Genomic DNA, 25,500 nt, shown 5'->3' on the forward strand with positions numbered 1-25,500 from the left:
TACTTAGAGCTTAAAGGTATTTGGCTGAATGCCAAAGCGACGATATTGTTTATATTTCTCACGTCCCAGCTGTTTGGCCGGTTCATTGTTTTCAATAATCTCAATAATGTGACTAAATTTCGCATCAGGTTCAAGTGCTTCCGGATTAAAATTAAAAATAATCCAGCCCGACTGCTCTGGTAATTGAGCCGAGATACAAACGGTTGCATCTGGCTGATCGATTCCATGCGGAATAAAGCTGGCGGGATCAAAGTTCCACAGCTTTTCATCCAGTTCCTGCTGTAAGGCAGGATCGGCACACAGCAGCCAGATACGCTCTGGCTGACGCAAAATTTTACGGCATAAACGACAAGTGCTGTCCACTTGTCGTTCAGGGCTTTTTTCAAATAAATAAAAGCTGACCTTAGCCATGCTTTTGAACGCGATTAGCCAGGAATTGCATTAATAGAGGTACTGGACGGCCAGTTGCGCCTTTATTTGGACCTGAATTCCATGCAGTGCCTGCAATATCCAGGTGAGCCCAACGATAGTCACGCGTAAAACGTTGCAGGAAGCATGCAGCCGTTACAGAACCGGCTTTAGGACCACCAATATTGGCAATATCCGCAAATGGGGAATCCAGTTGTTCCTGATAGTCGTCCAGTACTGGCATGCGCCATACACGGTCAAATGCATTTTGGCCAGCGGTTTCAAGTTCTGCAGCCAGCTCATTGTCTGGCGTAAACATACCGGTCAAGACTGAACCTAAGGCCACTACACAAGCACCGGTTAGAGTTGCAATATCAATCACCAGAGCAGGGTTGAAGCGTTTCACATAAGTTAGCGCATCACAGAGTACCAGACGGCCTTCAGCATCAGTGTTTAGAATTTCAACGGTTTGACCGCTCATAGTCGTTACGATGTCACCTGGACGGGTGGCTTTACCAGAAGGCATATTTTCCGCTGCAGCAATCGCACCCACCACATGAATTGGTAAACGAGATTCGCATAGTGCACGAAGCGTGCCTAGAACTGAAGCCGCACCGCACATATCGTATTTCATTTCGTCCATGCCAGCGCCTGGTTTTAATGAAATACCGCCGGTATCAAAAGTAATGCCTTTACCTAGTAAGACCACTGGTGCTTCTTCACGGTGCGCCAGATATTCAATCGTAATAATACGGCCTGGACGATCTGAACCTTTGCTGACTGCAAGGAAGGCACCCATGCCAAGGTCAGCCATTTGCTGTTCATTAAGTACAGTTACTTTAAGCAGGTCCGGATATTGAGCCGCCAGCGCTTGCGCCTGTTCTGCCAGATATTCTGGGAAACAAATATTGCCAGGACGATTACCCAGATCACGCGCCAGATTCTGACCAGTCTGAACGGCCTGAATCAATTGCAACTGTTCAGCTGTTAGCGGAGTTTCGGCAGCGATGAAATCAATCTGCTGCAGAATAAATTCGTTCTTTTTTGACTTGTATTCGTCATAGCCGTAGCTGGCCTGAGTTAAAGCCAATACAAACAGATAGTGCAATTCTTGTGGAAGTTGTGTCAGATCAACAGAAATCTGTTTGAATTTTTTTTGAGAGCCTTTAATAATGGCCTGGGCAATTTTCGCCAGTTTTCCCGCTTGTAATTCGGCAGTCTTGCCGAGGCCGATCAGGGCCGCATGCTGAGACTGGCTGACCTGTCCAATCAGGCTTAAACTTTCTGCTAGACCAGCCTTGAATTGAGATGCTTCAATTAATGTATCTAGGCTATTGATTTGGTATGTTGATGCAGCGCTCTGAATCTGTTCTGAGTCGACTAAAATCAACAAAGATTGACTTGATCCATTCTCTGGGAATGACGTATTAATTGTAAGGTTCATATCTTGTTTTCACGCCTGTTTAGATTTGCAAATCATTCAAGCATTGAAACATTTATCCGAATAGATTTTCAATGGGCAGAGCCACCTAGGTTTTATATTTTTGCTATTCGGGTAAACTAGCACTCGTTTTATGGAGCTCATTTTGGAAGAACTAATTTGATTATTCGGCGTTATCTGGTCAAGCAAGTGGTATCGACCTCCTTGGTGGTGATTGCCTTACTGACCCTTATCATGATGGGCGGTCGTTTGATCAAGTATTTTGGTGTGGCCGCACAGGGGCGTCTGGATGCTGGAATCCTGTTCAGCATCATTGGTTATCGTTTGCCTGAATTCCTGACCCTGATTCTTCCACTTGGGTTCTTTATCGGCTTAATGCTGGTCTTTGGCCGTCTTTATGTTGATCATGAGATGGCGGTCTTAAATGGTAGCGGAATTAGCCGGCATCAGCTGGCACGTCTTTTGATTCCAATGACTTTGGTCTATCTCCTTGCACAAGGCTTTCTCATGCTGTGGGCTTCGCCGTGGGGGATTCGCCAGTTCGAAGCCTTAACCAGTGAGCAGGCAGTACGAACCGGTTTTGATCTGGTTCGGCCTAAAGAATTTATCTCTTCTGGACCCTATACCATTTATGCCGGAGATCTATCCGAAGATCGCAAAAACCTGAAAGATATCTTCTTCTATCAGCGTGCGGAAAAAGAAGGCAAGCCGGATGTGATGATTCTGGCGCAGGAAGCGACCCGAATTGAAATGCCGAATGATGCAGCCAATGTGGTTGATCTGGTCAATGGTCGCCGCTATGAAATTTATCCAGGCACGCCGCAATATACCCAGGCTGAATTTGAAAGCTATCGTTTACGGATCGAAAGTGATAAAGAAGCAGAACTGGCCAGTGATGAAGTTGAAGCCTTGCCGACCGGACAGCTTTGGAAAAACCGTCAGGATCCTGTCGTAGCCAGTGAGCTTGGCTGGCGTGTCTTTGTACCGTTTGCCATTGTGATTGCCCTGATTTTGTCTGTAGCGCTGTCTGAAGTGAGCCCACGTCAAGGTCGCTATCTCAAATTATTCCCGGCACTGATGATCTTTGCCAGCCTGATTGTGGCCCTGATGGCGATCAAAACCCGGGTCAGCAAGGCGGAAATGGGCATTTGGGCTTATCCACTAGTCCTGATCATCTATGCGATAGCCGGTGCATTGTTCTCACGTAAACAGAATTTGGCGCCAAAAATTAAAAAACGGATTCAGCGAGTGAGGTCTTAACAATGTTAGCACGTCGTATAGTTGCCAAACATGTGACTGGAACCACTGCGCTGGCGATGCTTGGGGCAACAGCTGTTCTTTCAGGTCTGCAGGTTTTATTTACGTATTTAGGTGAATTGGGCTCCCTGAAAGAAGGCTATGGTGCCTGGGATGCCTTGAAATATGTACTCTGGGGCGCACCGAATTATCTTTATGAAATTCTGCCAATTTCGGCACTGATTGGTGCGGTACTCGGTTTGGGTACATTGGCTTCCAATAGTGAGCTGATCGTAATGCGTTCAGTCGGCGTTAGCCTATGGCGTATTGTCGGCTGGGTTATTCGATCAGCATTGTTATTGGTCGTATTGTCGTTTGCCCTGAGCGAATGGGTGATTCCATATACCAATGAACAGGCCAAAGCAGTCAAAAGCTATAACAAGCCAGTCAAAATCGGTGAAGTGAAAGGCTATTGGACGCGTGAGGGCAATCGCTTTATCTATATTGATTATGCCAACGCCAAAGGCCAGCTGAAAAATGTACAGATGCTGGACTTTGATGACAATTACCGTCTGCGGGGTTCTCTGGATGCCAAACAGGGTGAGTTTGTCAAGGATGGAGCCTGGAAACTAGATAGCACTGAACAGTTTGATATTTTACAAAACGGCAATGCGACACTGGTACAGCATGATGAGCAGCCACTGGCTTTGGCCTTGCAGCCGAAATATGTGCATATGGTCACGATTGATCCGGAAGATTTATCACCAAGCCAGCTGGTGAGCTTTATGAGCTATATGCATGAATATAGTCAGGTACCTAAAACCTATCAGCTGGCCTTCTGGCAGAAAGTCGGTTCGCCATTTGCCCTGATTGCGCTGGTAGTGATTGCCTGTTCATTTATTTTCGGACCATTGCGTCAGCAATCCATGGGTTTCCGTTTGGTGATTGCATTATTCGCAGGTTTAGGCTTCTTCTACCTGCAGGATTTTCTTGGCTATGCCAGTCTGGTCTATGCGCCGTCACCGGCATGGTTCGTATTTATTCCTATTTTGCTGATGTTTGCTATTGGCGGCTACTTGCTCCATCGGGCCCGCTAAGCTATAGGAAAATAGAAGAAATCAATTGCAACAAGAGGCTTAAACCATCGTCTGGTCATGGCCTCTTTTTGCAAAATTCGGTAAACTAGAGCGATTAATTCGTAGACGAAAAGAGTATTTCATTATGACGGATGCAACTGCTGGCAAAATCCCTCACGTTTTGGTGATTATGGATGGTGTGGGTCATCGCGAAGCGGTCGAAGACAATGCGTTTTTAGCGGCTAAACGACCAAATTTAACTGCTATGCAGGAAAAGCATCCGCATGGTTTGATCTCAGGTTCAGGTGAAGATGTCGGCCTGCCTGATGGTCAGATGGGGAACTCTGAAGTCGGTCATATGAATCTTGGTGCTGGCCGTGTGCTGTATCAGGACTTTACCCGTATTACCAAAGATATCCGTACTGGGGCTTTCTTCGAGCATGAAGTGCTGGTAGATGCGGTTGAGAAAGCCAAAGCAGCAAATGGCGCAGTCCACATTATGGGTCTGTTGTCTGAAGGCGGTGTGCACTCACACGAAGATCATATCGTGGCGATGGCTGAACTGGCTTTAAAACGCGGTGCTCAGGTTTATCTGCATGCGTTCCTCGATGGCCGTGATACACCACCAAAAAGTGCGGAACCCTCTTTAGAAAAACTGGATGCATTATTTGCTCAATATCCGGGCCAGGGTCGTATTGTCAGCATGATCGGTCGTTATTTTGCTATGGATCGTGACAACCGTTGGGATCGTGTAGAGCAAGCGTATTGTCTGCTGACTGAAGGCGAAGCAGTGCGTACTGCAGCTACTGCAGTTGAAGGTCTGGAACAGGCTTATGCTGCAGAGGAATCAGACGAATTCGTAAAAGCGACTCGCATTGGCGACACTGTGAAGATTCAGGATGGCGACAGCGTCGTATTCATGAACTTCCGTGCTGACCGTGCCCGTGAATTGACTCGTGCCTTTGTTGAAAAAGATTTTGCCGGTTTTGAACGTAAGGTTGTACCGAATCTGGCGAAATTCGTGATGTTGACCCGTTATCAGGCGACCATTGATGCACCTGTGGCATATATGCCAGAAGCGCTGGTAAATTCTTTAGGTGAGTATCTGTCTAATTTGGGTAAAACCCAGTTGCGTATTGCAGAAACTGAGAAATATGCACATGTAACGTTCTTCTTTAGCGGCGGCCGTGAAGAAGAGTATCCAGGTGAAAAACGTATCCTGATCCCATCTCCAAATGTTGCGACTTATGACCTGAAACCGGAAATGAGTGCCTATGAAGTAACAGATGAACTGGTGGCAGCGATCAATTCAGGCAAGTTTGACCTATTGGTTGTGAACTATGCCAATGGTGATATGGTCGGTCATACTGGTGTATTTGATGCAGCAGTGAAAGCCGTTGAAGCTGTGGATACTTGCTTAGGCCGTGTTTATGAAGCTGTGATGGCGAAAAAAGGCCATATGATTATTACTGCAGACCATGGTAATGTGGAGCAAATGCAGGATTATCAGAGCGGTCAGGTGCATACCCAGCATACCACTGAACTGGTTCCATTTATCTATGTGGGTCCAAGCTCTGCAACAATCGCAGAAGGTGGCGTATTGGCGGATGTCGCACCAACACTACTAAACTTGATGCAAATTCCGGTACCAGCTGAAATGCAGGGCCGCAATCTTATTGAGTTGCACGCTTAATCTTTTATAAAACAGGTATAAGAATGATAAAAACATATGGCAAGTCTGTAGTCTTATCCTGCTTACTGATGTGTTTGAGTCATTCCGCCTGGAGTGCTGTTTCGACCGAGATGGCACTCGATGAACTGGAAATGGATGAACAGGTCTATAATGAAATTCCTGTTACATCCATCCAGGAATTTGTTCAGATTTATGGCATCGTCAAAGATAACTATATTCAAGACAAAAATGACGATGTGCTTTTCCAGCAAGCCATTCAAGGTTTGGTGAGTGGCTTAGACCGCTATTCCCGCTATTTATCTCCTGAAGACTATAAGCAGCTGCGTGAATATACCGAAGGTGATTTGGCCAGTATTGATTTTGATCTGCATTTTAATCCGCAGCTAAAACAATGGATGGTACAAGGCTTGAGTCCGGATGCTGACTCTGCCAAGCAAGGTCTTCGTAACGGTGTCACAGTTTACAAGATTGATGATCAGGTCTTGAGTGCGCTGAAACGTGAGCAGGTGCGAGATTTATTGACTGGTGCCATTGGCTCTACTTTAACGCTCCAGCTTTCTGCGCAAAGTGTACCGATTACACTGGTCCGCAATACCAAAGTAGATACCGAGATTAAATCGACCTTACACAGCAATCAGGTTCTGGTGCTGCAGGTCAAAGTCTTCCAGCAGGATACTGCTAATGAAATCAAACGGATTATTGAAAGTTATTCAAGCAATCGCCTGAAAGCGGTGCTGTTTGACTTACGTAATAATCCCGGTGGTTTATTGTCCGCAGCCGTTGAATCGGCAGATTTGTTCCTGAATCAGGGCATTATTGTCTCGACCAAAAGTCGCTCGGAAGGCAATCAGCAATTCCAGGCACTACCAGGAATTGAGTTTCAGAACCTGAAAGTCGGGATTCTGATTAATAACCGCTCTGCTTCCGCTGCAGAAGTATTTACTGCTGCTCTGAAAGAACACAATCGTGCCTGGGTGGTAGGGGAAAAGAGCTATGGCAAAGGGGTAGTGCAGAAGCTATTCCCTTTAAGTAATGGCTCTGCTTTGCAGATGACGGTGTCGCAATACTTTAGCCCGACCGGCAATATGATCGAAGGACAGGGGATTCAGCCACATTTCACCTATCCTCTCGGTCAGGATGCACGTGAGGAGAGCTATCTGGAGCACGTCACAGACTTGCTGCTCCTGCAAAAATAATTATTCCTCTTCTTCGGTATCCAGTCCGAATTTTTTCAGACGGTAACGTAAAGAGCGAAACGACATACCGAGTTTTTTGGCGGCCAATGTACGGTTCCAATGGGTCAGATTTAAAGCATTCAGCAGAATTTCTTTTTCAATCTTTTCTAAATATAGTTCCAGACCTTCTTCAGGTAACTTTTTCGGAAGAATGATCTGATCCGAAGATGCTATAGGCTCTGCCAGATTGGCAGTTTCTGATAAGACAGGAGCCAGATGACGCAGTGGAGCAGTTTGCAGATGCTGAAGATCAATCTTGTCTTCATCACTCAAAGTAATCGCACGTTCAATAATGTTACGCAGTTCACGCACATTGCCTGGATAATATTGCTCCAGTAAAAATTCCTTGCTCCGTTCTGTCAGCTTTTTTGCAGGAATCTCCCATTCCTGACAGATCTTTTGAATAAAATGCTCAGCGAGGAGCAGAATATCCTGGCCGCGCTCACGCAGTGGTGGTAAGACCAGATCCATCACATGAATACGGAAGAATAAGTCCTGACGAAATTTGCCTTGTTGTACCAACGCATCAAGATCCTGATGGCTGGCACTGATGACACGGAAATCGACATCAATTTCGGTATCGGAACCGACTGGACGAATGCGTTTTTCCTGGACGGCACGGAGTAATTTGACCTGCATACTGAGGGGAAGTTCAGCGATTTCATCCAGAAACAGGCTGCCTCCATGTGCAGACTGGATCAGGCCCTGTTTGTCTTGGGTCGCGCCAGTAAAGCTGCCTTTCTTATGCCCGAATAGCTCGCTTTCCATCAGCTCGGTAGGAATCGCGCCACAGTTAATTGCGATAAACGGGCCTTCGCTGCGGTTACTGAGACGATGCACCAGATTAGCCACGACTTCTTTACCGGTTCCAGATTCCCCGGTAATAAACACCGGTGCTTGAGAACGGGCGATTTTGCGTAAAGTCGCACGCAGTTGCTGAATCGGTTTGGACTGGCCGATCAGCATCTTGTATTCAAGCGTGTCTTCCTGATTGGAAGCATAATTGGCCGGTTTATTCAGTGCTTTCTGGATTAATTGTTCCAGATGTTTTTGATTGATCGGCTTGCTGACAAAGTCAAAAGCCCCGGCTTTCAGAGCAGCAATAGCAATATCCATATTGCCATAAGCCGTTAGAACAGCCACCGGAAGGTGAGAAGAATGCTGGTTAATCCAGTCCAGTAATTGCAGACCATTGCCATCAGGAAGATTTAGATCCGTCAGACAGGCATCATACTGATGATCGGTCAAGCGTCTTTTGGCATCCTCAAGGCGATGTGCGATGTGCGTGCGTATCCCCATACGCATCAGTGACATCTGCATCAAGGTACACAGATCTTCTTCGTCATCGACCAAAAGTACCAGTGGTTGTTGTTCCACAATTTTCCCCTTAAATTTCAAAAATTAAACAGTAATGCGCTGGCAGCTGATCCTGAAGCAAGCACCCTGTTCTTGTTGTATATAATTCAATTGTGCCTGATTGGCTTCACAGAAACTATGGGAGAGATAGAGCCCGAGTCCTGTGCCATTAATCGAGTTACTGAAAAACGGTTTAAATAATAAGCTTTGATCGGCTGGCGTCACGCCATCGCCAAAATCTCGTACATCAATCCAGACCTTATGCTCATAAGGATGTACCTTTAACTCAACTGGTCCTACAGTCGGGTCATTATGCCGTACTGCATTGCGTAACAGATTGATCAGCACCTGTCGCAGCTGGGCTTCATCAAACTGGATATCCAGACGCATGTCGATATTGAATTTAATGTGATCCGCAATATCAGCCAGATCCTCATGTAGGCATTGCGGAATAAATTCATTGAGCTGAATCGGTACTGGGCGAGTTTCTTTATTTTTCACCATATTCAGCGTGTCTTCAATAATCCGGTTAATCCGGGTGGCCTGTTTGCTGATCATGCTGTGCAGGACTTCCTGCTGTTCCTGTTCTGAACCGGGCAACAGGTCATTGGCCTGCACAATGGCAGCTAAAGGATTACGGATTTCATGCGCGATACTGGCAGAGAGCTGACCCAGCGCTGCCAGTTTAAGTTGCTGCACCTCTTGATTGATTTTTCGTGCATCCTGTAATACCAGTAGCATTAAGGTCTGGTGCGGCACGATCAGTTTCTGGACTTGTATATGGATATTGAAACGGCTCTGCTGTGATTCAAACTGGAAACGCTCACCATTTTCCAAATTCTCAAAGCGAATCAGTTCAAACAGATCGGGTTGAAACTGATAGAGTGGAAACTTGTCAAAAGAGTAGGTCTGCTCAATTCCAAGCAGATGACAGGCGGCTGGATTACTCAGCACTACATGGCAGTTCTCATCCAGCACCAGATAGCCGGTATCAATCTGTTCCAGAATATAGCGGTTAATATTCTGTAAGCGATATAGCTCCAGCGATTGAGAAAAATTCAGGTTCTCCAGAATCTGAAAACGTCGTACTGCAATTTGTCCCGAGCCATAGACGACAAAAAACAGAAAGGCCAACAGGGCACTATTTCCGATATTAGTAAGCGAGGAAAAGGCAAAAATACTGCCAATAAAATGCTGGTAGATGATACTAATCACCGCAATCAGGGTGATGATCAGGGCCTTCTTGGCATCGAGCAATAATGAGGCTGAAAAAATGGTAATAACAAAAATCAGTCCGAGATGGACATTTGGACCCTGACTGGCCAAGGTTAATAAACTGAGAAAAAAGACATCGCTGGCAAAAATCAGAATGAACTGTGGCTGAATCAGGCGCTTTACCCATCTTAGTGTAAATAGCTGAACAGTATTGACGGCGACGCCAATCATTAAGGCATAGTGATAGAGTTTAGGATACTGATAATCCGCGGTCATATCGGGATAAGTCAGCAGGAAAATCAGCAACAGACCCGTGCTGATAATCAGGCGGTAGGCGCTATACCATAGGCCCAGATGATATTGATTCAGTTCAGAATAACTGGATTTTTGCGCCATAGAAACCGCATTAAGCAGAGGGTTAAATTAAGGTTTAATCAGGCCATAGCGCATTGCAAGATGGGTCAGTTTAACATCACTATCGATATTCAGTTTTTCGAAGATCCGGTAACGGTAAGTATTGACTGTTTTAACACTTACAAACAGCTTGTCGGCAATTTCCTGCGCGCTGATACAGTTCACTACCATCATGGCTACCTGCATTTCACGTTCAGACAGTGCATCAAAAGGAGATTGCTGGGTATCGGACAGGTAGGAGCTGGCCAGCTGTTCCGCGATATCAGCACTGAAATATTTACCGCCCTGCATGACTTTATTGATGGCACGAACCATCTCTGATACAGGTGCACCCTTGGTGATATAGCCTTTGGCACCTGCCTTAAGTAAAAGAGAAGGATAAGGCTCTTCAGCTAGGCCACTCACCGCAAGAACTTTGGTTTCAGGAGCAGTCTGTAGTAAACGGCGTGTGGTTTCTACACCACCGATACCTGGCATGTTGACATCTAATAGAACCACATTGGGATGATGCTGACGGACGAGGGTAATTGCTTCTTCACCAGATTCAGCCTGTCCAATCACCTGAACATCCGCATGGTCTTCCAGCATTCTGCAAATTCCAGTACGAACTAATTCATGGTCGTCGACAACTAAAACTGTGATCACCTAGACTCTCCCTCATTAAAAAAACATTTTTTTTGTTACATAAAGCAAAATAAGCTTGCAATGAAACTACAAAATTAGCAATCCTATTCGCAGATTAAATCTGAAACTTATCACATAGTGTCAAGAACAAAAAATGTTCGGCATTGTGTTTAAATGTAAGGCATATTAGAGGTAATACGCAAATCAATCTTACCTCTGTTAGTTGAGTGAAGGAATAGTGAAGAAAATAAACAAGTCTTTAAGGCATCTACTCGGCCTGTCCGTGTTAATCAGCATGAGCACGACAAGTTTTGCTGAAATCATTATGAATTCTGGCACAACAGAGGGCGGATCCAGCATCAGCTGGTCTTCTGATGAAGTCAATCAGCTCATGAATGATAATTTGAGCGTATCTGCTGCAGAACCTTCACCACCAGGTTCAGCAACTGTTACGACGACGATTCGTCAGGGCGGCGCACCAGCACCAGTACCAACAAAACCTGTGCAGATTATTGATAATAGTCATTTTATTAATCAACCTGCTGTAAGTGCGCGTGCAGCTCTGGTGATGGATTCACAGACGGGTGAAGTGTTATTCAGTAAGAATACCAATAATGCTTACCCGATTGCGTCGATTACCAAATTGATGACTGCAGTAGTGATTTCAGATGCGCGTTTGAATATGTCTGAAAAAATTACTTTGCAACAGGCTGATTTTTCCTGTGCAGGCTGTAAGAGCTCAAGTTCTACCTTAAGAGCCGGGGATAGCATGAATCGTGCTGAAGCCTTATTATTTGCCTTAATGAAGTCTGAGAACCCGGCTGCAGCAGCATTGGCGCGTACGTATCCAGGTGGTCGTGCAGCCTTTATTGCGAAGATGAATGCCAAAGCTAAAGAGCTGGGCATGAATTCAACCCACTATATGGAATCTACCGGCCTGCATCCTGGTAATGTGTCTTCTGCACGCGATTTGGGGATTCTGGTGAATACCGCTTCACAGTATGGCCTGATCCGTCAGTTCTCTACCACTGCCAGTTATGATTTTAATCTTGGCTATCGTGTATTGAAATCGAATAACACCAATTCACTGGTGCGAAATGGTGGCTGGAACATCAACCTGTCTAAAACCGGTTATATTAATGAGGCAGGACGTTGTGTCGTCATGCACACGACCTTAAATAACCGTCCTGTAGTAGTCGTGGTATTAGGCGCGGATTCAACTGCTGCACGTACCAATGATGCGACTCGTCTAATGACCTGGGTGTCTAGCCTGCCTAAACAACGTGTTTAATCTTTTTTAAGCGCATATAAAAAGCCCTGCAAGTGCAGGGCTTTTTTGATTCTGTATCTTACATATTAGAAAGAATAGATTCACGAACCTGTTCTAAAGTTGCGTCGATAGACAGCATTACAGCATCAGAACATTGTTTGATGGCAGTATCTGGATCTTTCAGACCGTTACCAGTTACGGTACACACGATCACAGAACCTTCAGCAATTTTACCTGCTTTAATGTCACGGATTGCACCACCGATAGACGCTGCAGATGCAGGTTCTACGAATACGCCTTCATACATAGAAAGAAGACGTTGCGCTTCCAGAATCTCGGCATCAGTCAGTTCATCGAACCAGCCTTTAGAATCACGAACAACCGCTTTCGCATGGTTCCAGCTTTGTGGATTACCGATACGGATTGCAGTTGCAACAGTCTCAGGATTTTTAACAGGTGCACCACGAAGGAAAGGTGCAGCGCCAGAAGCTTGATAACCTACCATTGTTGGCAGACCTTCAGGTTTAGGACCAGTGAAGGCATCAGTGGCAGCGTCGTAAACCACTTGCTCGAATTGATCAGCAGGTTGATTCGCAACAGCTTCAGTATAACCCATCCAGTGTGCAGTAATGTTACCTGCGTTACCTACTGGCAGGCAGTGGTAATCTGGTGCACGGCCCAATTCATCCACGATTTCGTAAGCAATGGTTTTTTGACCTTGCAGACGGTACGGGTTGATTGAGTTTACGATAGTTACTGGTGCTTTATCAGCGATTTCTTTTACCAGACGCATACCGTCATCGAAGTTACCGCGGATTTGCATGGTGATCGCACCATACATCATTGCTTGCGCCATTTTACCCATGGCAATTTTGCCTTCTGGGATTAAAACAAACGCTTTGATACCTGCACGCGCTGCATAAGCCGCTGCAGCTGCTGAAGTATTACCTGTAGACGCACAGATAATCGCTTTAGAGCCTTCTTCAACCGCTTTTGTTACCGCCATGGTCATACCACGGTCTTTAAATGAACCAGTCGGGTTTAAGCCCTCGTACTTCACATAAATTTCAACATTTTTGCCAATAATGCGCGGAATATTCGCAAGCTTAATCAGTGGCGTGTTACCTTCACCCAGAGAAACGGCTTTAGTAGTTGCAGACACTGGTAAACGGTCGCGATAGCGGTCAACTAAACCAGTATAACGATTGGCATTCGACATGATGATGTTCCAATTGTGTGTAGAGCTTGGCAAGGGGAGAGTGTCCCCTCGACCCGATTAATTATCAAGCGATTCTAAACGAATTCGTACAATTTCGCCATGAATGACAGGAAGAGCTTGAATTTGTTTTAACGCTTCATCCATTTTCGCTTCCTTGACTGGATCAGTCAGGATCACGATAGGAATAAGATCTTTTAGACGTGACTGCTGCAGAATTGCATCAATACTGATGCCTTCGCGGCTTAGGATAGAGGTTACTTCAGCCAGTACTCCGGTCTGATCTTCAGCATTGATCCGGATGTAGTATCCAGTCGTCATTTCTTCGCGTGGCAGGATTGGCAGGTCACTTAAGCTTTCAAAAGCCAGTTGTGGAATTGTACCAGCACCGTCTTCAGTATAAGAAATATCACGTACGATATCCACGACATCTGCAACTACTGCAGAAGCTGTAGGGCCCGCGCCAGCACCCGCACCGTAATACAGTGTAGGACCAACCGCATTGGCTTGAACCAGAACTGCATTTTTCACACCATTCACATTAGCGATCAATTGCTCTTCAGGAATCAGGGTAGGATGTACGCGGAGTTCAATACCGGTTTCAGCACGACGGGCAATACCGAGGTGTTTGATACGGAAGCCCAAGTCTTCAGCATATTTCACGTCTTGTGCAGTAATTTTGCTAATGCCTTCAGTAAAGACTTTATCAAACTGCAACGGAATACCAAAAGCAATAGAGGCCAGTAATGTCAGTTTATGTGCTGCATCGATGCCTTCTACGTCGAAAGTTGGATCTGCTTCTGCATAACCCAGCTCTTGTGCTTCTTTCAGTACATCAGCAAAGGCACGGCCTTTATCTCGCATTTCAGTCAGAATGAAGTTGCCTGTACCGTTGATGATACCAGCCAGCCAGTCAATCTTGTTGGCTGCCAGACCTTCACGCATCACTTTAATAATTGGAATGCCGCCAGCCACCGCTGCCTCGTAAGCAATTTGCACAGCGTTGTCATCGGCAAGTTTGAACAGTTCATTTCCATGTTCAGCCAATAGGGCTTTGTTGGCAGTTACGACCTGCTTGCCATGCAGGATGGCTTCTTTAATCACTTCATAAGCAGGGTGAATACCGCCCATGACTTCAACCACCACATCTACATCAGGTTGACGTACGATGTCGAGCAGATCTGCACTTTGTTTGACTGATTCAGGTAGATCCAGATCAGGACGCGGACGACGCGTACCAACATGGGTAATTTGAATTTCACGACCGGTGCGACGTTTAATCTCAGCAGCATTTTCTTTTAATAGTTTAAGGGCACCACCACCCACAGTACCAAGACCGAGGATTGCCAGACGAACTGGTTTCACGTCACACTCCAAATATAAACAGTTTTTTACGAGAGCCTAGATCATAGCTAAAAAAGCGGCCTGACTCTAGGGTCATTTCAGAATATCTTTATCTATAAAATAAAGTTAAATAACTAATTAAAATGAGTTATTTAAGTCGATCCAATAATTCTGATGTGCTCATATAGCCACCGAGGTAAAGTCCTTCAGAACTGTATACGCCCGGGGTACCATTGACGCCAATATTAAGACCCATTTGATATTGATCTTTCACAGGATTTTTACAAGTAGTAGGAGTGATAGATCCACCAGCGATGGCTTGGTCGAAGGCTGCGCGACGGTCGGAATTACACCAGATGGCTTCCATGGCAGGCATATGCTGCTCGCCACGTGGCCAGGCAATATAACGCACCTCGATGCCTTTGCTGTTCATTTCATCCATTTGTTCATGGAATTTGTGACAATACGGACAGCTGACATCGGTAAAGACATAGATCACATGCTTGGTTTTACCTTTGGCTGGATAGATCAACAGGTCTTCAGCTTTAAGATTTGCAAAGATTTTCTTGTTCACGTCAGATTGCAAGGTTTCGCTGACATTATGCAGCTCTTTATCACCAAGACGAATGACATCGCCCTGAATCAGATATTTACCGTCATTTGTCACATAGACGGGTGCCATACCTTCCAGGCTGACCCAAGACATGTTGGGTACTTCAGTAGTTTTAATACCTGTGATTTTTGCGTTAATTCCCGCTTTTTTGAAATGACTTTCGAGCGTTGAAATCAGGCGTTGCTGTGCATTACGTTCGCTAAGGTTAGAGGCTTCACCCGTCGCCGGTGCACTTGCTGTAAGCGTATCTTGCTTTTTATCTGAATTATTGGAATTGGAACATGCGCTCAGTCCCAGACCGGTAGCAAGCAGACAAGCGATAAAAATTTTGGTGCGGGCAAATGTCATAATAACCCTTTTTTTCTTGGACTAAAAACAGAGCATTAGCATAGCAAAAAAAGATAGAGCTACGTCAAACTTCTCAGTTTATTCTATTTGAATCAGCTCTTAAGCCCGTGGATGATGGGTCGCGTGTAGTTGTTGCATTCTGACTTGTGCCACATGGGTATAGATCTGTGTGGTGGATAAATCACTGTGACCTAGCAACATTTGTACTACCCGTAAGTCAGCGCCATGATTAAGTAAATGCGTGGCGAAGGCATGGCGCAAAGTATGTGGAGACAGTTCAGCCTGAATTCCGGCTTGTAGTGCATAGCGTTTAATGGCATACCAGAAATTCTGCCGGCTCATGATGCCGCCATGCTGGGTGAGGAACAGATAATCAGTCGCTGTCTTATACAATTGCGGGCGTGCCTCTTGCAGGTATTTTTCCACCCATTCACAGGCCATCTGTCCCATTGGCACCAGACGTTCTTTATTGCCTTTACCGACAATACGCAAATAGCCCTGTTTTAAATTAATCAGATCCAGACGCAGATTAATCAGTTCCGTTACTCGTAAACCGCAGGCATAGAGGACTTCAAACATGGCACGATCACGTAAACCGAGGGCAGTATTAATATCGGGTGCATGAATTAGTGCTTCGACATCAGCTTCAGACAGGTCTTTGGGCAAAGCACGGCCCAGCTTCGGTGTTTTATGGGCAGCCACCGGATTGTCACTCCGCAGTTTTTGTTCCCGCAGGAATTTATAAAAAGAACGTAAGGCGGACAAACATCGTGCAATTGAACGTGGACTTTTTTGCTGTTTGGTCAGTTCAATCAGCACATCGGAAATATCATCATGGTTCCATTCTGGTAAAGGTTTAACTAGACATTCAGCACACAGGATCAGATCAGATAAATAGGCATTTCGGGTATGAGGACTCACTGTCTGGGCAATCAGATAATCACGAAAACCCTGTAAGTAACTGAAAGCTTCAGGAATCTGAACTGGACTAGGAATGCGAGGTTTTTTATTCAGCATGATGTTTAATGAAGATGATTTTTAAAAGCGAGAAGCCTGATTGCTATTTTCCACTCTAGTTTAATTTTACTGACATGTCGATGTGCTATACAGTCAAGAAGAAATGTAATTAATACTTATTTGTTAATTATTCTCATTTGTTTGTATACTGTACAAAAGTCTTAGGAATTTTCACGGTGCGTTTGTCTGATTTGAAAGCAAAACAAACTGCCATCATTCGAAAAGTTAATCGAACTACTGATGGTAAAGGCGCTTCCCACGATGTTGTGGCCAGTCGCTTGGAAACTTTAGGTTTTGTACCAGGGACTCAGGTACAAGTCATTACCAAAGGTATTTTTGGTGGGGATCCGATTCTTATTCAGGTGGGGTTTACGCGTTTTGCTTTACGAAAATCGGAAGCGGCCAAGATTGAAATTGAACAGGGAGCGGCGGCATGAGTGATACCTTACGTATTGCCCTTGTCGGTAACCCAAACTGCGGTAAAACTTCTTTATTTAACCATTTAACTGGATCTCGTCAAAAAGTCGGCAACTATGCCGGGGTTACGGTTGAGCGTAAAGTCGGGAATTTTACACTTCCTTCAGGTAAACCGGTACGCGTACTGGATCTGCCAGGAACTTATAGTCTGGATGCGACCAGCCCGGACGAAGAAATTACCCGTAATGTGGTTCAGGGTAAAATTGCAGAAGAAGGCCAGCAGGATACTTTCCTGTGCGTGGTAGATGCAACAAATCTAAAACTGCATCTGGGACTGGTACTGGAAATGATTCAACTGGGCCGTCCAATGCTGGTTGTGCTGAACATGATGGATGAAGCACGCCGTCGTGGCATGCAGATTAATACTCAGAAACTGTCTGAACGTCTGGGTGTACCTGTGGTTGAAACGGTAGCTGTGCGTACTTCAGGCATTGAAAACCTGAAAAATGCATTGGATAAAAACAAGTTTTCTGCCCCGCAAACTGAACTCAGCGGTTTGAGTGGCGATCATCATCATCAGATTGCCAGTATCCTGAAAGATGTGGTGAATTATGCCGATCAGGAAGATAAACGTACTGATTTCCTGGACAAGATATTCCTGCATCCGGTATTGGGCCTGCTTAGCTTAGCCATTATGATGTTTGTGGTGTTTCAGGCGGTTTTTGCCTGGGCTGCGCCATTTATGGACGGAATTGAAACTTTCTTCGGCTGGCTGGGCGAGTACATGGGTGGACTGATCGCTCATCCTTTACTAAACAGCTTGGTGGTTGACGGGATTATTGCCGGTGCAGGTGGAGTGGTAGTCTTCCTGCCGCAGATTCTGATTCTATTCTTCTTTATTCTGGTTTTGGAAGAGTCCGGGTATTTACCACGTGCCGCCTTCCTGCTAGATAAATTGATGTTTAAAGCAGGTCTTTCGGGCCGTGCTTTCATCCCTCTATTGTCCAGCTTTGCCTGTGCCGTGCCGGGGATTATGGCTTCACGGACGATTAGTGATCCACGTGACCGTCTGACCACGATTTTTGTGGCGCCACTGATGACCTGTTCGGCACGTCTACCAGTATATGCCTTGTTAATTGCAGCGTTTATTCCTGAGCAAACTGTTTGGGGCTTCATGAACCTGCAGGGTCTGGTGTTATTTGGTCTGTATATGGCCGGTATTCTGAGTGCACTGATTGTTTCCTTTATCCTGAAATTTTTCCATAAAGACAAGTCACAGCACATGCTGTTGATGGAGCTGCCAAGTTACCGCTTCCCGGATGTGAAAAACGTCTGGATTGGTTTGCTTGATCGCGGCAAAATCTTCTTGAAGCGTGTCGGAGGCATCATCTTTGCGTTATCCATTCTGCTATGGTTCCTGTGTACGTTCCCGCAACCACCAGAAGGTGCAACTTTACCGGATATCGATTATTCCTTTGCCGGGATGCTCGGCCATGTGATGCAACCTATTTTTGCGCCATTGGGCTTTAACTGGCAGATCTGTATTGCACTGATTCCGGCGATGGCAGCGCGTGAAGTTGTCGTGGCAGCACTGGGTACGGTTTATGCCTTGTCTGCAGTTGATGAAGATGCCATGTCTGAGGGTCTGGCGGTACTGATTAGTGGCGGTGGTGATCTGGGCTGGTCGATCGCGACCGGCTTGTCTCTACTGGTCTGGTTTATCTATGCGCCGCATTGTCTGGCGACTTTAGCCACTGTGAAGCGTGAAACCGGTTCATGGAAAACGGTCAGCTTTATGACCTTCTACTTGTTTGGTTTGGCATATTTCATGTCATTCCTGACTTATCAAATTGCATCACATTATTTGGGTTAAACTGGCTGAAGAGAAACCTTGGCTAGATCTGACTGATCATGTGAATGGGAGATTGAGATGATTGAAATTCTGATTGTAGCGGTACTGGTTGTCTGGAGTGCGCTCGTGGTATTTAAAAAGGTATTTCCGAATACCTCACGCTCAGTCTTCCAGAAGCTGTCTGATGCCTGTGCAGCCAAGGACTGGCACACGCTGGCGAAATGGTTAAAACCGGCTATGGCTGGTGGCTGTGGCGGTAACTGCGCTTGTCCGGCATCGGAACAAAGCTCAAGTACAAAACCTAAAGCTCAGGCAGTGAAATGGAAGTAAACTTTCATTCTGTTTGAGAATAAAAACTGAGCATACAAATGAGTAAGGGAGTTTAGAAATAAACTCCTTCATTTTTTATTTTTTAAAAACTTATTGATTTATCTGGGTAGGAAGAATCCACTATTTTTCTTTATATGAATGGAAGCGTTGTCTGATTTTCCTTTCAAGTTATGGCTAGCATGGTCTTAACTTTTATTCCCATGATGACGCCAATAAAAATTTATTAATTATTAAACCGATTAAAGATGAAGATTGAACGATATTTTTTTACGCCCTGACACAAAAAATGCCAGAGAAAGTCAAAACAGAAAAAGCATTCAAAACAGCAAAGTGCTACCATTTCGTCAGTTTTAAAATAGACCAGAAAATGGGGCGAAAATGTTAATACAACGTGGTGGATTAAAAGTCGTTGCAGGACTCGGGATTTCAGGTGTTGCAGCGGTCAACTTCTTACATGACCAGGGCTACCGCGTTGCAGTAACGGACTCAAGAGCCACCCCACCGGGACATGACCAGATTCCTGCGGAAGTACAGACCAGTTTTGGCAAGTTTGACCAGAATCTGTTGCTCTCTGCTGAAGAAATTATCATCAGCCCGGGACTCGATCCGAAACTGCCTGAGATTCAAGCAGCACTGGCTCAAGGTATTCCTGTGGTAAGTGAAATCCAGATTTTACGTCGTGCGACGGATAAGCCGATTGTGGCCATTACCGGTTCCAATGCCAAAAGTACAGTCACTACTTTAATCGGTCTGATGGCAGCGAATGCGGGTAAAAAAGTGGCAGTTGGGGGGAATCTTGGTCGTCCAGCACTGGATCTCACCAAAGATGATCCTGAACTGTATATTCTGGAGTTGTCAAGCTTCCAGTTAGAAACGACCTCAAACTTGCAGGCTGAAGTGGCGGTTGTTCTGAATATGAGTGAAGACCATCTGGATCGTCATGGCGACATGATGGGTTATCACACCGCCAAACACCGTATTTTCCAAGGTGTGAAAAAAGTGGTGTTTAATCGTGATGATTCACTGACCCGTCCACTGGTTCCAGATGCAACACCGATGCAGAGCTTTGGTTTGAATGCACCGGACATCAACCAGTACGGTATTCTCAAAGATACAGACGGCACAATCTGGCTGGCACGTGGTCGTGAACGTCTGCTCAAAAGTTCTGACATGTATATTCAAGGTACCCATAATGTGGCAAATGCCTTGGCTTGCTTAGCTTTAGGTGAAGCAATTGGCCTACCAATGGACGTTATGTTGGACACTTTAAAAACTTTTAAAGGTTTGGAGCATCGTTGCGAATTTGTTAAAGAAGTCAATGGGGTACGTTATTATAATGACTCCAAAGGGACCAATATTGGTGCAACACTGGCAGCACTTGATGGCTTGGGCATGGCAATCGAAGCTCAAGGTGGCAAAGTTGCCATTATTCTTGGCGGTCAGGGTAAAGGTCAGGATTTTACTGCCTTACGTGACTCATTATCTAAGTATGCAAAAGTAGCTGTATTGATTGGTGTGGACCGTCCAATTATTGAAAAAGCCATTACTGGTACAACTGAGCTGGTGCATGCAGAAAGCCTGCAAGAAGCAGTAGAAATTTGCCAGAAGCGCACTCAGGCACATGATGTCGTGTTATTGTCTCCTGCATGTGCAAGTTTTGACATGTTCTCCGGTTATCCGGAACGTGGTCGCAAGTTTGTGGCCTATGTGAATGAACTCAATTAAGAATAACAAGGATTCGTGATATGGCTGAGTTTGCTCAGACTGCGATCAATAAAATTAATCAATTTTATCAGCAGTGGGTACCTAAGCTGCCCGCTGAAGTTAATCCGCGTAATGTGCTGATTTTTTGTGTGCTGGCTTTGCTGTGCATTGGTTCGATCATGGTGGCCTCGGCATCCATGCCTTATGCGGAACGGATGCATGAAAATGCTTTCCACTATGTAACCCGGCATGCGATCTCGATTCTGGTTGCGGCGGGTGCAGCCTTTTTAGCCTATAAAGTTCCATTAAAAGTCTGGTTCAATAACACTTTCTTTTTATGGATTATTACTATTGTTTTGCTGGTCGCCGTACTCTTTGTCGGGACTGAGGTAAACGGCTCCAAGCGCTGGATTCGGGTAGCCGGTTTTACCTTGCAAGCTTCCGAAGTCGCCAAGATCATGATGGCGATTTTTACCGCAGACTACGTCGTGCGTCGTGCTGAAGAGGTTCGTAATAATATCAAGGGCTTGGTACGTTTAAGTGCCATCATGGGTGCAACCGTTGGCCTGATTATTCTTGAGCCTGACTTGGGTGCAACGGTGGTTATTACCCTGACCATGCTCGGTGTATTCTTCCTGGCTGGTGCACCCTGGATTCAGTTCGGTGTTGCTTTTATAACCTTATTAGGTGCGTTTGCTGCTGCGATTGCTCTGGAACCTTATCGTTTACAACGTTTACTGTCTTTCTCGAATCCCTGGGAAGATCCGCTTGGTACCGGTTATCAGCTTTCCAATGCCTTAATGGCCTTTGGTCGTGGCGAATGGACGGGAGTAGGTCTAGGCCACAGTATCCAGAAAATGTCTTATTTACCGGAAGCGCATACTGACTTTATGTTGGCGATCTTAGGGGAAGAATTTGGTTTCTTGGGTATTTCTACTATTCTGATTCTGTCCTTCACCGTGATGGTCTGCTGCATCCGGATTGGGCATCGTGCCTTGCAGCATCAGTACTTGCGTGCAGGTTATCTGGCTTATGGGATCAGTATCATTTTCCTGTTACAGATTCTGGTAAACGCTGGGATGAATATGGGGCTATTGCCAACCAAAGGTTTAACCCTGCCATTTATTAGTTATGGCGGTTCATCACTTATTGTTTGTGCAGTGATGATCAGTTTGATTCTGAAAATTGATTCGACGACCCAGCAGGTCAATCCAAGCCGGGAAGAATCAAGCTTCTAGATTAGACGGACGCTGTGGATCAGGCTGAGCATGGTCAAGTACTGTGCTCGGCATGACAGTCCCACAATTCAGGCAACGCACAAAAGCACTTTTTGCCTTGGAAAGTGGAACCAGCGGAATAAAAAATAAAGAAAAATAATTACGCTGCTGTTTGAGTTCATACCCAGAACGGGTTCGGCAGATTGGACAAAGAAACTGACTTTTCTCAATGACCTTGGTTTTCGGTCCTATACCAAAAATAAAAAACATTTTTATGATCCTCACTCGCCTTGGTTATTGCTTTTAGCTTAAGTGAAAACCCGTTTTTATAAATAGTGACCTTGTAGCTCAGTTGTATGCGGGATTCGGGAGATGTCCCATTGTGCGACGGCTTGTTCGAGCATATGAGCAGGGCGATCCAGTTCTATGGGCACCTGACATAGAGCTTGAAGTGCTTTTTGCAAGAGCAGGGGAGCCTGATCAAGATTGAGGGCTTGAGCCAGGTTTTGTTTGGACAGTTTCTGGCCTTGGTCATTCATTGCGAGCGGTAAATGCATATAGCTTAAACGCGGATAACCCAATAATTGACCTAGGTAAATCTGACGTTCGGTATTATCTAAAAGATCTGCACCACGCACCACATGGGTCATGCCTTGCAGATAGTCATCGACTACGACTGCCAACTGATAATTGATGATGCCATCACGGCGTTTTAGGACAAAATCGCCCAAGTCTTTTTTCAGCTGTGAACAGTGTTGACCTTGCAGGCGATCTTCAAAACAGATTTCAACATCTTCGACTTTGACCCGAATCGCCTGATGTTCGAAAGGCAAACCGAGGTCACGACAGGTGTCTTGGTAAATATGATTGGAGCCCAGTATTTTACGGGTACATTGGCAGGCATAGACCAGACCCTGTTGACGCAGTTGCTGGATCACATTTTCGTAAATATCCAGACGGTCTTTCTGGTAGATGATTTCGCCATCTGGCTCGAATTCAAAAGCATCCATTGCACGTAGAATATGTTCTTCGCTGCCGGGATAAATACGAGGGATATCGGTATCTTCAATGCGGACTAGCCAGCGCCCCTGATGGGCTTTGGCATCGCAGTAGCTAGCGACTGCGGTAATGAGGGAACCAAAATGCAAAGGGCCGGTTGGCGATGGCGCGAACCGGCCCACGTAATTCTCTTCAGCTTTCCCTTCCTTTGATAAAGGGAGGGTCAGGGAGGGATTACTTAAAGACATGCTTAACCGTTATTTTGCTTCTCTTTGATCTCTGCCAAAGTTTTGCAGTCGATACATAAAGTTGCAGTTGGACGTGCTTCCAGACGGCGCAGACCAATTTCGATACCACAAGTTTCACAGAAGCCGTAGTCATCGTTTTTAATCGCTTCGATAGATTGCTCGATTTTGCGGATCAGTTTACGTTCACGGTCACGAGTACGAAGTTCGATGGCAAATTCTTCTTCCTGAGTCGCACGGTCGTTTACATCAGGGAGCGCAGTGTTTTCGTCTTGCATCGTATTTAAAGTACGATCAACTTCTGACATCAGTTCAGCTTTCCATGCCATCAAGATTTGGCGGAAGTGTTCAAGCTGCCCTTCAGACATGTATTCTTCATTTTTTTTAGGTTGATAAGGTTCAATACCAAATAAGCTAGCAGTAGAACCACCCTCAGTCGTTTTCGGCTTAGATTTGCGCACACGTTTTGTAGGTTTTTCCTCTACAACATCAGTTTGTTCGTCTAAGACTTGATTTTGGTTGTCATTCGCCATTTAGGGCATTCCTCATCATATGCGTATGTTAATACGCAAAAAATATGGTGATATGCAATTTTTATCCACCCTGTAGAAAGATTATCCTCCTACGGGGGTCGTCATCATATAGACTTTTTATGCTTTTTGATAGTCTTTGATGTCTGGATTATAGATATCACATTTCCTTTGGTTGCAATAAAGTAATTAAAAAAAAATAAAATGCAAAGTTAATAACCTGAAATTTCGGTATTAATATTTTGCTGGCTTAAGGCCACACGTTCGATATGTGTATCGAACTCCCCATTTTGTTTCAAATGTAATACACGATAGCCAGGTGCCGCCTGGTCTAGCGCGAATTCATCACTCTTGGGTTTGAACTGTACGCTGGTCGATGGCGTCGATAAAAACTGGATACCGTGCCATTCATTGCAGGAATCCTGATGCACATGACCAAACAGAACCAGCTTCACATTCTGGTGCCGGGCCAGTACATCTTTCAGATCTTCAGCATTCTTCAGTCGGTGCTGGTCAATCCAGTGCGACTTCATCGCAAAAGGATGATGATGGCAAGCCACAACCACATGCTGATTTCGGTATTCAAGCAATAATTGGTCTAGCTGTTCCAGTTGAGCCTGTTCTACCCAACCATCTATCCGATCCTGGACTGCACTATTTAGTAAAATCAGGGTCCAGCTGCCAAAATGGATCGCATGTGCCTGATCCCGATCCTGATAAAAAGGGAAGACCTTAATGTCATCATGATTGCCCGGAATCTGATAATAGGGCACCTGGCAAGACTGGATATATTTTAAATAACGCGTATAGGTTTCTGCGACCGGCACCTGTGCCAGATCACCGGTATGTACGAGTGCATCCATTTCTGGAAAATTGTGTTGAATATGCTGCATGACTTCATGGAAGCTCTGCTCGGGATTCATATTCGCGAATTCCAGATTGGGCTGATCCATCAAGTGGGTGTCAGAAATCTGGATAATGGTCCATTCTTGTGGTGATGCAGGATTGAATTGTTCCGATGTCATGTCTGCCCCCTTAAACCTGACGGGACAGTCTGTTGATGCTGTTGTAGCCATTGTAGCGCCATAATCACAGGCGCATTTCTGAGGCGACCATTACTCAGCAGGGTCGGAATATCGGCATAATCCAGAATGTGCAGCTGGATATTTTCCCCTTCATCCGGCATGCCAAAAACACCGCCTTCTTCAGGCAGTTCAGTCTGGGCGACATAAAGATGAAACAGTTCCGAGCAGGCACCGGCAGAAGGATAGAAACTGAAAAGATGCTGCAAGGAATCAACGGTGCAGCCTGACTCTTCGAGAGCTTCGCGGCGAATACAGGTCTCAGGCGTTTCATAGCCATCCAGTACACCGGCAATGACTTCTAGTTGCCATGGCGTATCCTGATCATCCAATCCCCCAATACGGAACTGTTCAATCAAGCCGAATTTTTGCTGTTGATCGTTATACAGCAGTACCCCAGCGGCTTCAGGACGATGGATGAGCTCACGCTGCAATGCAGGTGTATAAGATTCCTGATGGAAGACACGGTGACGTAACGTGACTTTTTCCACCTGAATAAATCCCCGATATAAAAACTCACGGGCCTCTATCCTAAAATCTTTTTTATTATAAGAGGCTTGTTTAATAATATTCATAACTCAGAAAAGGATGAAATAACTTATTTTTTTCATCCTATCT

At 45.4% G+C, this 25,500-nt stretch carries 24 protein-coding genes; 10 read left to right on the forward strand and 14 right to left on the reverse strand.

The features are described from left to right. Positions 1–3: 3 nt before the first annotated feature. Entirely contained in the window at positions 4–411 is a 408-nt protein-coding gene (locus AC4MCD_RS01105) for a DNA polymerase III subunit chi (RefSeq protein ID WP_004787296.1), read from the reverse strand. Then, positions 404–1,852 carry a leucyl aminopeptidase gene (locus AC4MCD_RS01110; RefSeq protein WP_491876424.1) on the reverse strand — a complete coding sequence of 483 codons (1,449 nt, stop codon included), beginning with the start codon at positions 1,850–1,852 and terminating at the stop codon, positions 404–406. Before AC4MCD_RS01110 ends, AC4MCD_RS01105 begins: the two co-directional genes overlap by 8 nt. Before the next feature lie 156 nt (positions 1,853–2,008). Between AC4MCD_RS01110 and lptF the strand changes: the two genes are divergently transcribed. From lptF to AC4MCD_RS01130, 4 genes are all read left to right on the forward strand, one after another. Beyond that, positions 2,009–3,109 carry an LPS export ABC transporter permease LptF gene (gene lptF, locus AC4MCD_RS01115; protein ID WP_034703425.1) on the forward strand — a complete coding sequence of 367 codons (1,101 nt, stop codon included), beginning with the start codon at positions 2,009–2,011 and terminating at the stop codon, positions 3,107–3,109. A gap of 2 nt (positions 3,110–3,111) precedes the next feature. Further along, positions 3,112–4,182 (forward strand): LPS export ABC transporter permease LptG, encoded by a 1,071-nt coding sequence (gene lptG, locus AC4MCD_RS01120; protein WP_491876425.1) that lies wholly within the window; start codon positions 3,112–3,114, stop codon positions 4,180–4,182. 124 nt (positions 4,183–4,306) lie between these two features. Further along, the gene (gpmI, locus tag AC4MCD_RS01125; protein ID WP_491876426.1) at positions 4,307–5,854 is read left to right on the forward strand and encodes a 2,3-bisphosphoglycerate-independent phosphoglycerate mutase; all 1,548 of its coding nucleotides are present in this window, start codon (positions 4,307–4,309) and stop codon (positions 5,852–5,854) included. A gap of 23 nt (positions 5,855–5,877) precedes the next feature. Then, positions 5,878–7,050, forward strand: coding sequence for a S41 family peptidase (locus AC4MCD_RS01130; RefSeq protein WP_491876427.1), 1,173 nt, complete (start codon positions 5,878–5,880; stop codon positions 7,048–7,050). On the opposite strand, the gene AC4MCD_RS01135 is transcribed toward AC4MCD_RS01130, so the two are convergent. From AC4MCD_RS01135 to gacA, 3 genes are read right to left on the reverse strand one after another with little or no spacing between them, the layout of a single operon-like run. Beyond that, complete coding sequence (locus tag AC4MCD_RS01135; protein ID WP_491876828.1) at positions 7,051–8,469, reverse strand: sigma-54-dependent transcriptional regulator; 1,419 nt, start codon at positions 8,467–8,469, stop codon at positions 7,051–7,053. It lies immediately after the preceding gene. A 21-nt stretch (positions 8,470–8,490) separates the two neighbouring features. Further along, positions 8,491–10,056, reverse strand: coding sequence for a sensor histidine kinase (locus tag AC4MCD_RS01140; RefSeq protein ID WP_491876428.1), 1,566 nt, complete (start codon positions 10,054–10,056; stop codon positions 8,491–8,493). 27 nt (positions 10,057–10,083) lie between these two features. Then, the gene (gacA, locus tag AC4MCD_RS01145) at positions 10,084–10,719 is read right to left on the reverse strand and encodes a response regulator transcription factor GacA (RefSeq protein ID WP_005233474.1); all 636 of its coding nucleotides are present in this window, start codon (positions 10,717–10,719) and stop codon (positions 10,084–10,086) included. Between the two features lie 217 nt (positions 10,720–10,936). Here gacA and AC4MCD_RS01150 point away from each other — a divergent pair, with 217 nt between their 5' ends. After that, positions 10,937–11,989, forward strand: coding sequence for a serine hydrolase (locus AC4MCD_RS01150; protein WP_034703413.1), 1,053 nt, complete (start codon positions 10,937–10,939; stop codon positions 11,987–11,989). Between the two features lie 58 nt (positions 11,990–12,047). Here the strand turns inward: AC4MCD_RS01150 and thrC are convergent, their stop codons facing one another. The 4 genes from thrC to xerD all read right to left on the reverse strand — a co-directional run bounded on the left by thrC (position 12,048) and on the right by xerD (position 16,506). Continuing rightward, on the reverse strand, positions 12,048–13,187 hold the full coding sequence (gene thrC, locus AC4MCD_RS01155; protein ID WP_419363942.1) for a threonine synthase: 1,140 nt from the start codon (positions 13,185–13,187) through the stop codon (positions 12,048–12,050). Positions 13,188–13,244: 57 nt separating this feature from the next. Further along, positions 13,245–14,549, reverse strand: a complete 1,305-nt coding sequence (locus tag AC4MCD_RS01160; protein WP_005233480.1) for a homoserine dehydrogenase — start codon at positions 14,547–14,549, stop codon at positions 13,245–13,247. 127 nt (positions 14,550–14,676) lie between these two features. After that, on the reverse strand, positions 14,677–15,489 hold the full coding sequence (locus tag AC4MCD_RS01165) for a DsbC family protein (RefSeq protein ID WP_312331355.1): 813 nt from the start codon (positions 15,487–15,489) through the stop codon (positions 14,677–14,679). Between the two features lie 99 nt (positions 15,490–15,588). Continuing rightward, on the reverse strand, positions 15,589–16,506 hold the full coding sequence (gene xerD, locus AC4MCD_RS01170; RefSeq protein ID WP_491876429.1) for a site-specific tyrosine recombinase XerD: 918 nt from the start codon (positions 16,504–16,506) through the stop codon (positions 15,589–15,591). Positions 16,507–16,682: 176 nt separating this feature from the next. Between xerD and AC4MCD_RS01175 the strand changes: the two genes are divergently transcribed. The 5 genes from AC4MCD_RS01175 to ftsW all read left to right on the forward strand — a co-directional run bounded on the left by AC4MCD_RS01175 (position 16,683) and on the right by ftsW (position 22,047). Beyond that, entirely contained in the window at positions 16,683–16,943 is a 261-nt protein-coding gene (locus AC4MCD_RS01175; RefSeq protein WP_004787267.1) for a FeoA family protein, read from the forward strand. Then, entirely contained in the window at positions 16,940–18,796 is a 1,857-nt protein-coding gene (gene feoB, locus AC4MCD_RS01180) for a ferrous iron transporter B (protein ID WP_491876430.1), read from the forward strand. The genes AC4MCD_RS01175 and feoB overlap by 4 nt, the downstream gene beginning before the upstream one ends. Positions 18,797–18,853: 57 nt before the next feature. Then, positions 18,854–19,105, forward strand: a complete 252-nt coding sequence (locus tag AC4MCD_RS01185) for a DUF6587 family protein (protein WP_262738493.1) — start codon at positions 18,854–18,856, stop codon at positions 19,103–19,105. Between the two features lie 378 nt (positions 19,106–19,483). Next, positions 19,484–20,830 carry a UDP-N-acetylmuramoyl-L-alanine--D-glutamate ligase gene (gene murD / locus AC4MCD_RS01190; protein WP_491876431.1) on the forward strand — a complete coding sequence of 449 codons (1,347 nt, stop codon included), beginning with the start codon at positions 19,484–19,486 and terminating at the stop codon, positions 20,828–20,830. 20 nt (positions 20,831–20,850) lie between these two features. Beyond that, a complete protein-coding gene (gene ftsW, locus AC4MCD_RS01195; RefSeq protein ID WP_180015015.1) occupies positions 20,851–22,047 on the forward strand; it encodes a putative lipid II flippase FtsW in 1,197 nt (398 codons plus the stop codon). Here ftsW and AC4MCD_RS01200 read toward each other — a convergent pair. The 5 genes from AC4MCD_RS01200 to AC4MCD_RS01220 all read right to left on the reverse strand — a co-directional run bounded on the left by AC4MCD_RS01200 (position 22,036) and on the right by AC4MCD_RS01220 (position 25,457). Next, on the reverse strand, positions 22,036–22,296 hold the full coding sequence (locus AC4MCD_RS01200; RefSeq protein ID WP_491876432.1) for a zinc ribbon domain-containing protein: 261 nt from the start codon (positions 22,294–22,296) through the stop codon (positions 22,036–22,038). The two genes, ftsW and AC4MCD_RS01200, sit on opposite strands and share 12 nt — an antisense overlap. Positions 22,297–22,352: 56 nt before the next feature. Beyond that, on the reverse strand, positions 22,353–23,273 hold the full coding sequence (gene gluQRS, locus AC4MCD_RS01205; protein WP_491876433.1) for a tRNA glutamyl-Q(34) synthetase GluQRS: 921 nt from the start codon (positions 23,271–23,273) through the stop codon (positions 22,353–22,355). 2 nt (positions 23,274–23,275) lie between these two features. Next, positions 23,276–23,803 carry an RNA polymerase-binding protein DksA gene (dksA, locus tag AC4MCD_RS01210; RefSeq protein WP_004787252.1) on the reverse strand — a complete coding sequence of 176 codons (528 nt, stop codon included), beginning with the start codon at positions 23,801–23,803 and terminating at the stop codon, positions 23,276–23,278. A gap of 209 nt (positions 23,804–24,012) precedes the next feature. Further along, positions 24,013–24,825 carry a 3',5'-cyclic-AMP phosphodiesterase gene (gene cpdA, locus AC4MCD_RS01215; RefSeq protein WP_491876434.1) on the reverse strand — a complete coding sequence of 271 codons (813 nt, stop codon included), beginning with the start codon at positions 24,823–24,825 and terminating at the stop codon, positions 24,013–24,015. Beyond that, complete coding sequence (locus tag AC4MCD_RS01220; RefSeq protein ID WP_491876435.1) at positions 24,822–25,457, reverse strand: NUDIX domain-containing protein; 636 nt, start codon at positions 25,455–25,457, stop codon at positions 24,822–24,824. The genes cpdA and AC4MCD_RS01220 overlap by 4 nt, the downstream gene beginning before the upstream one ends. Between the last annotated feature and the right edge of the window lie 43 nt (positions 25,458–25,500).

Source organism: Acinetobacter sp. CAU_H_78, from assembly GCF_058599365.1.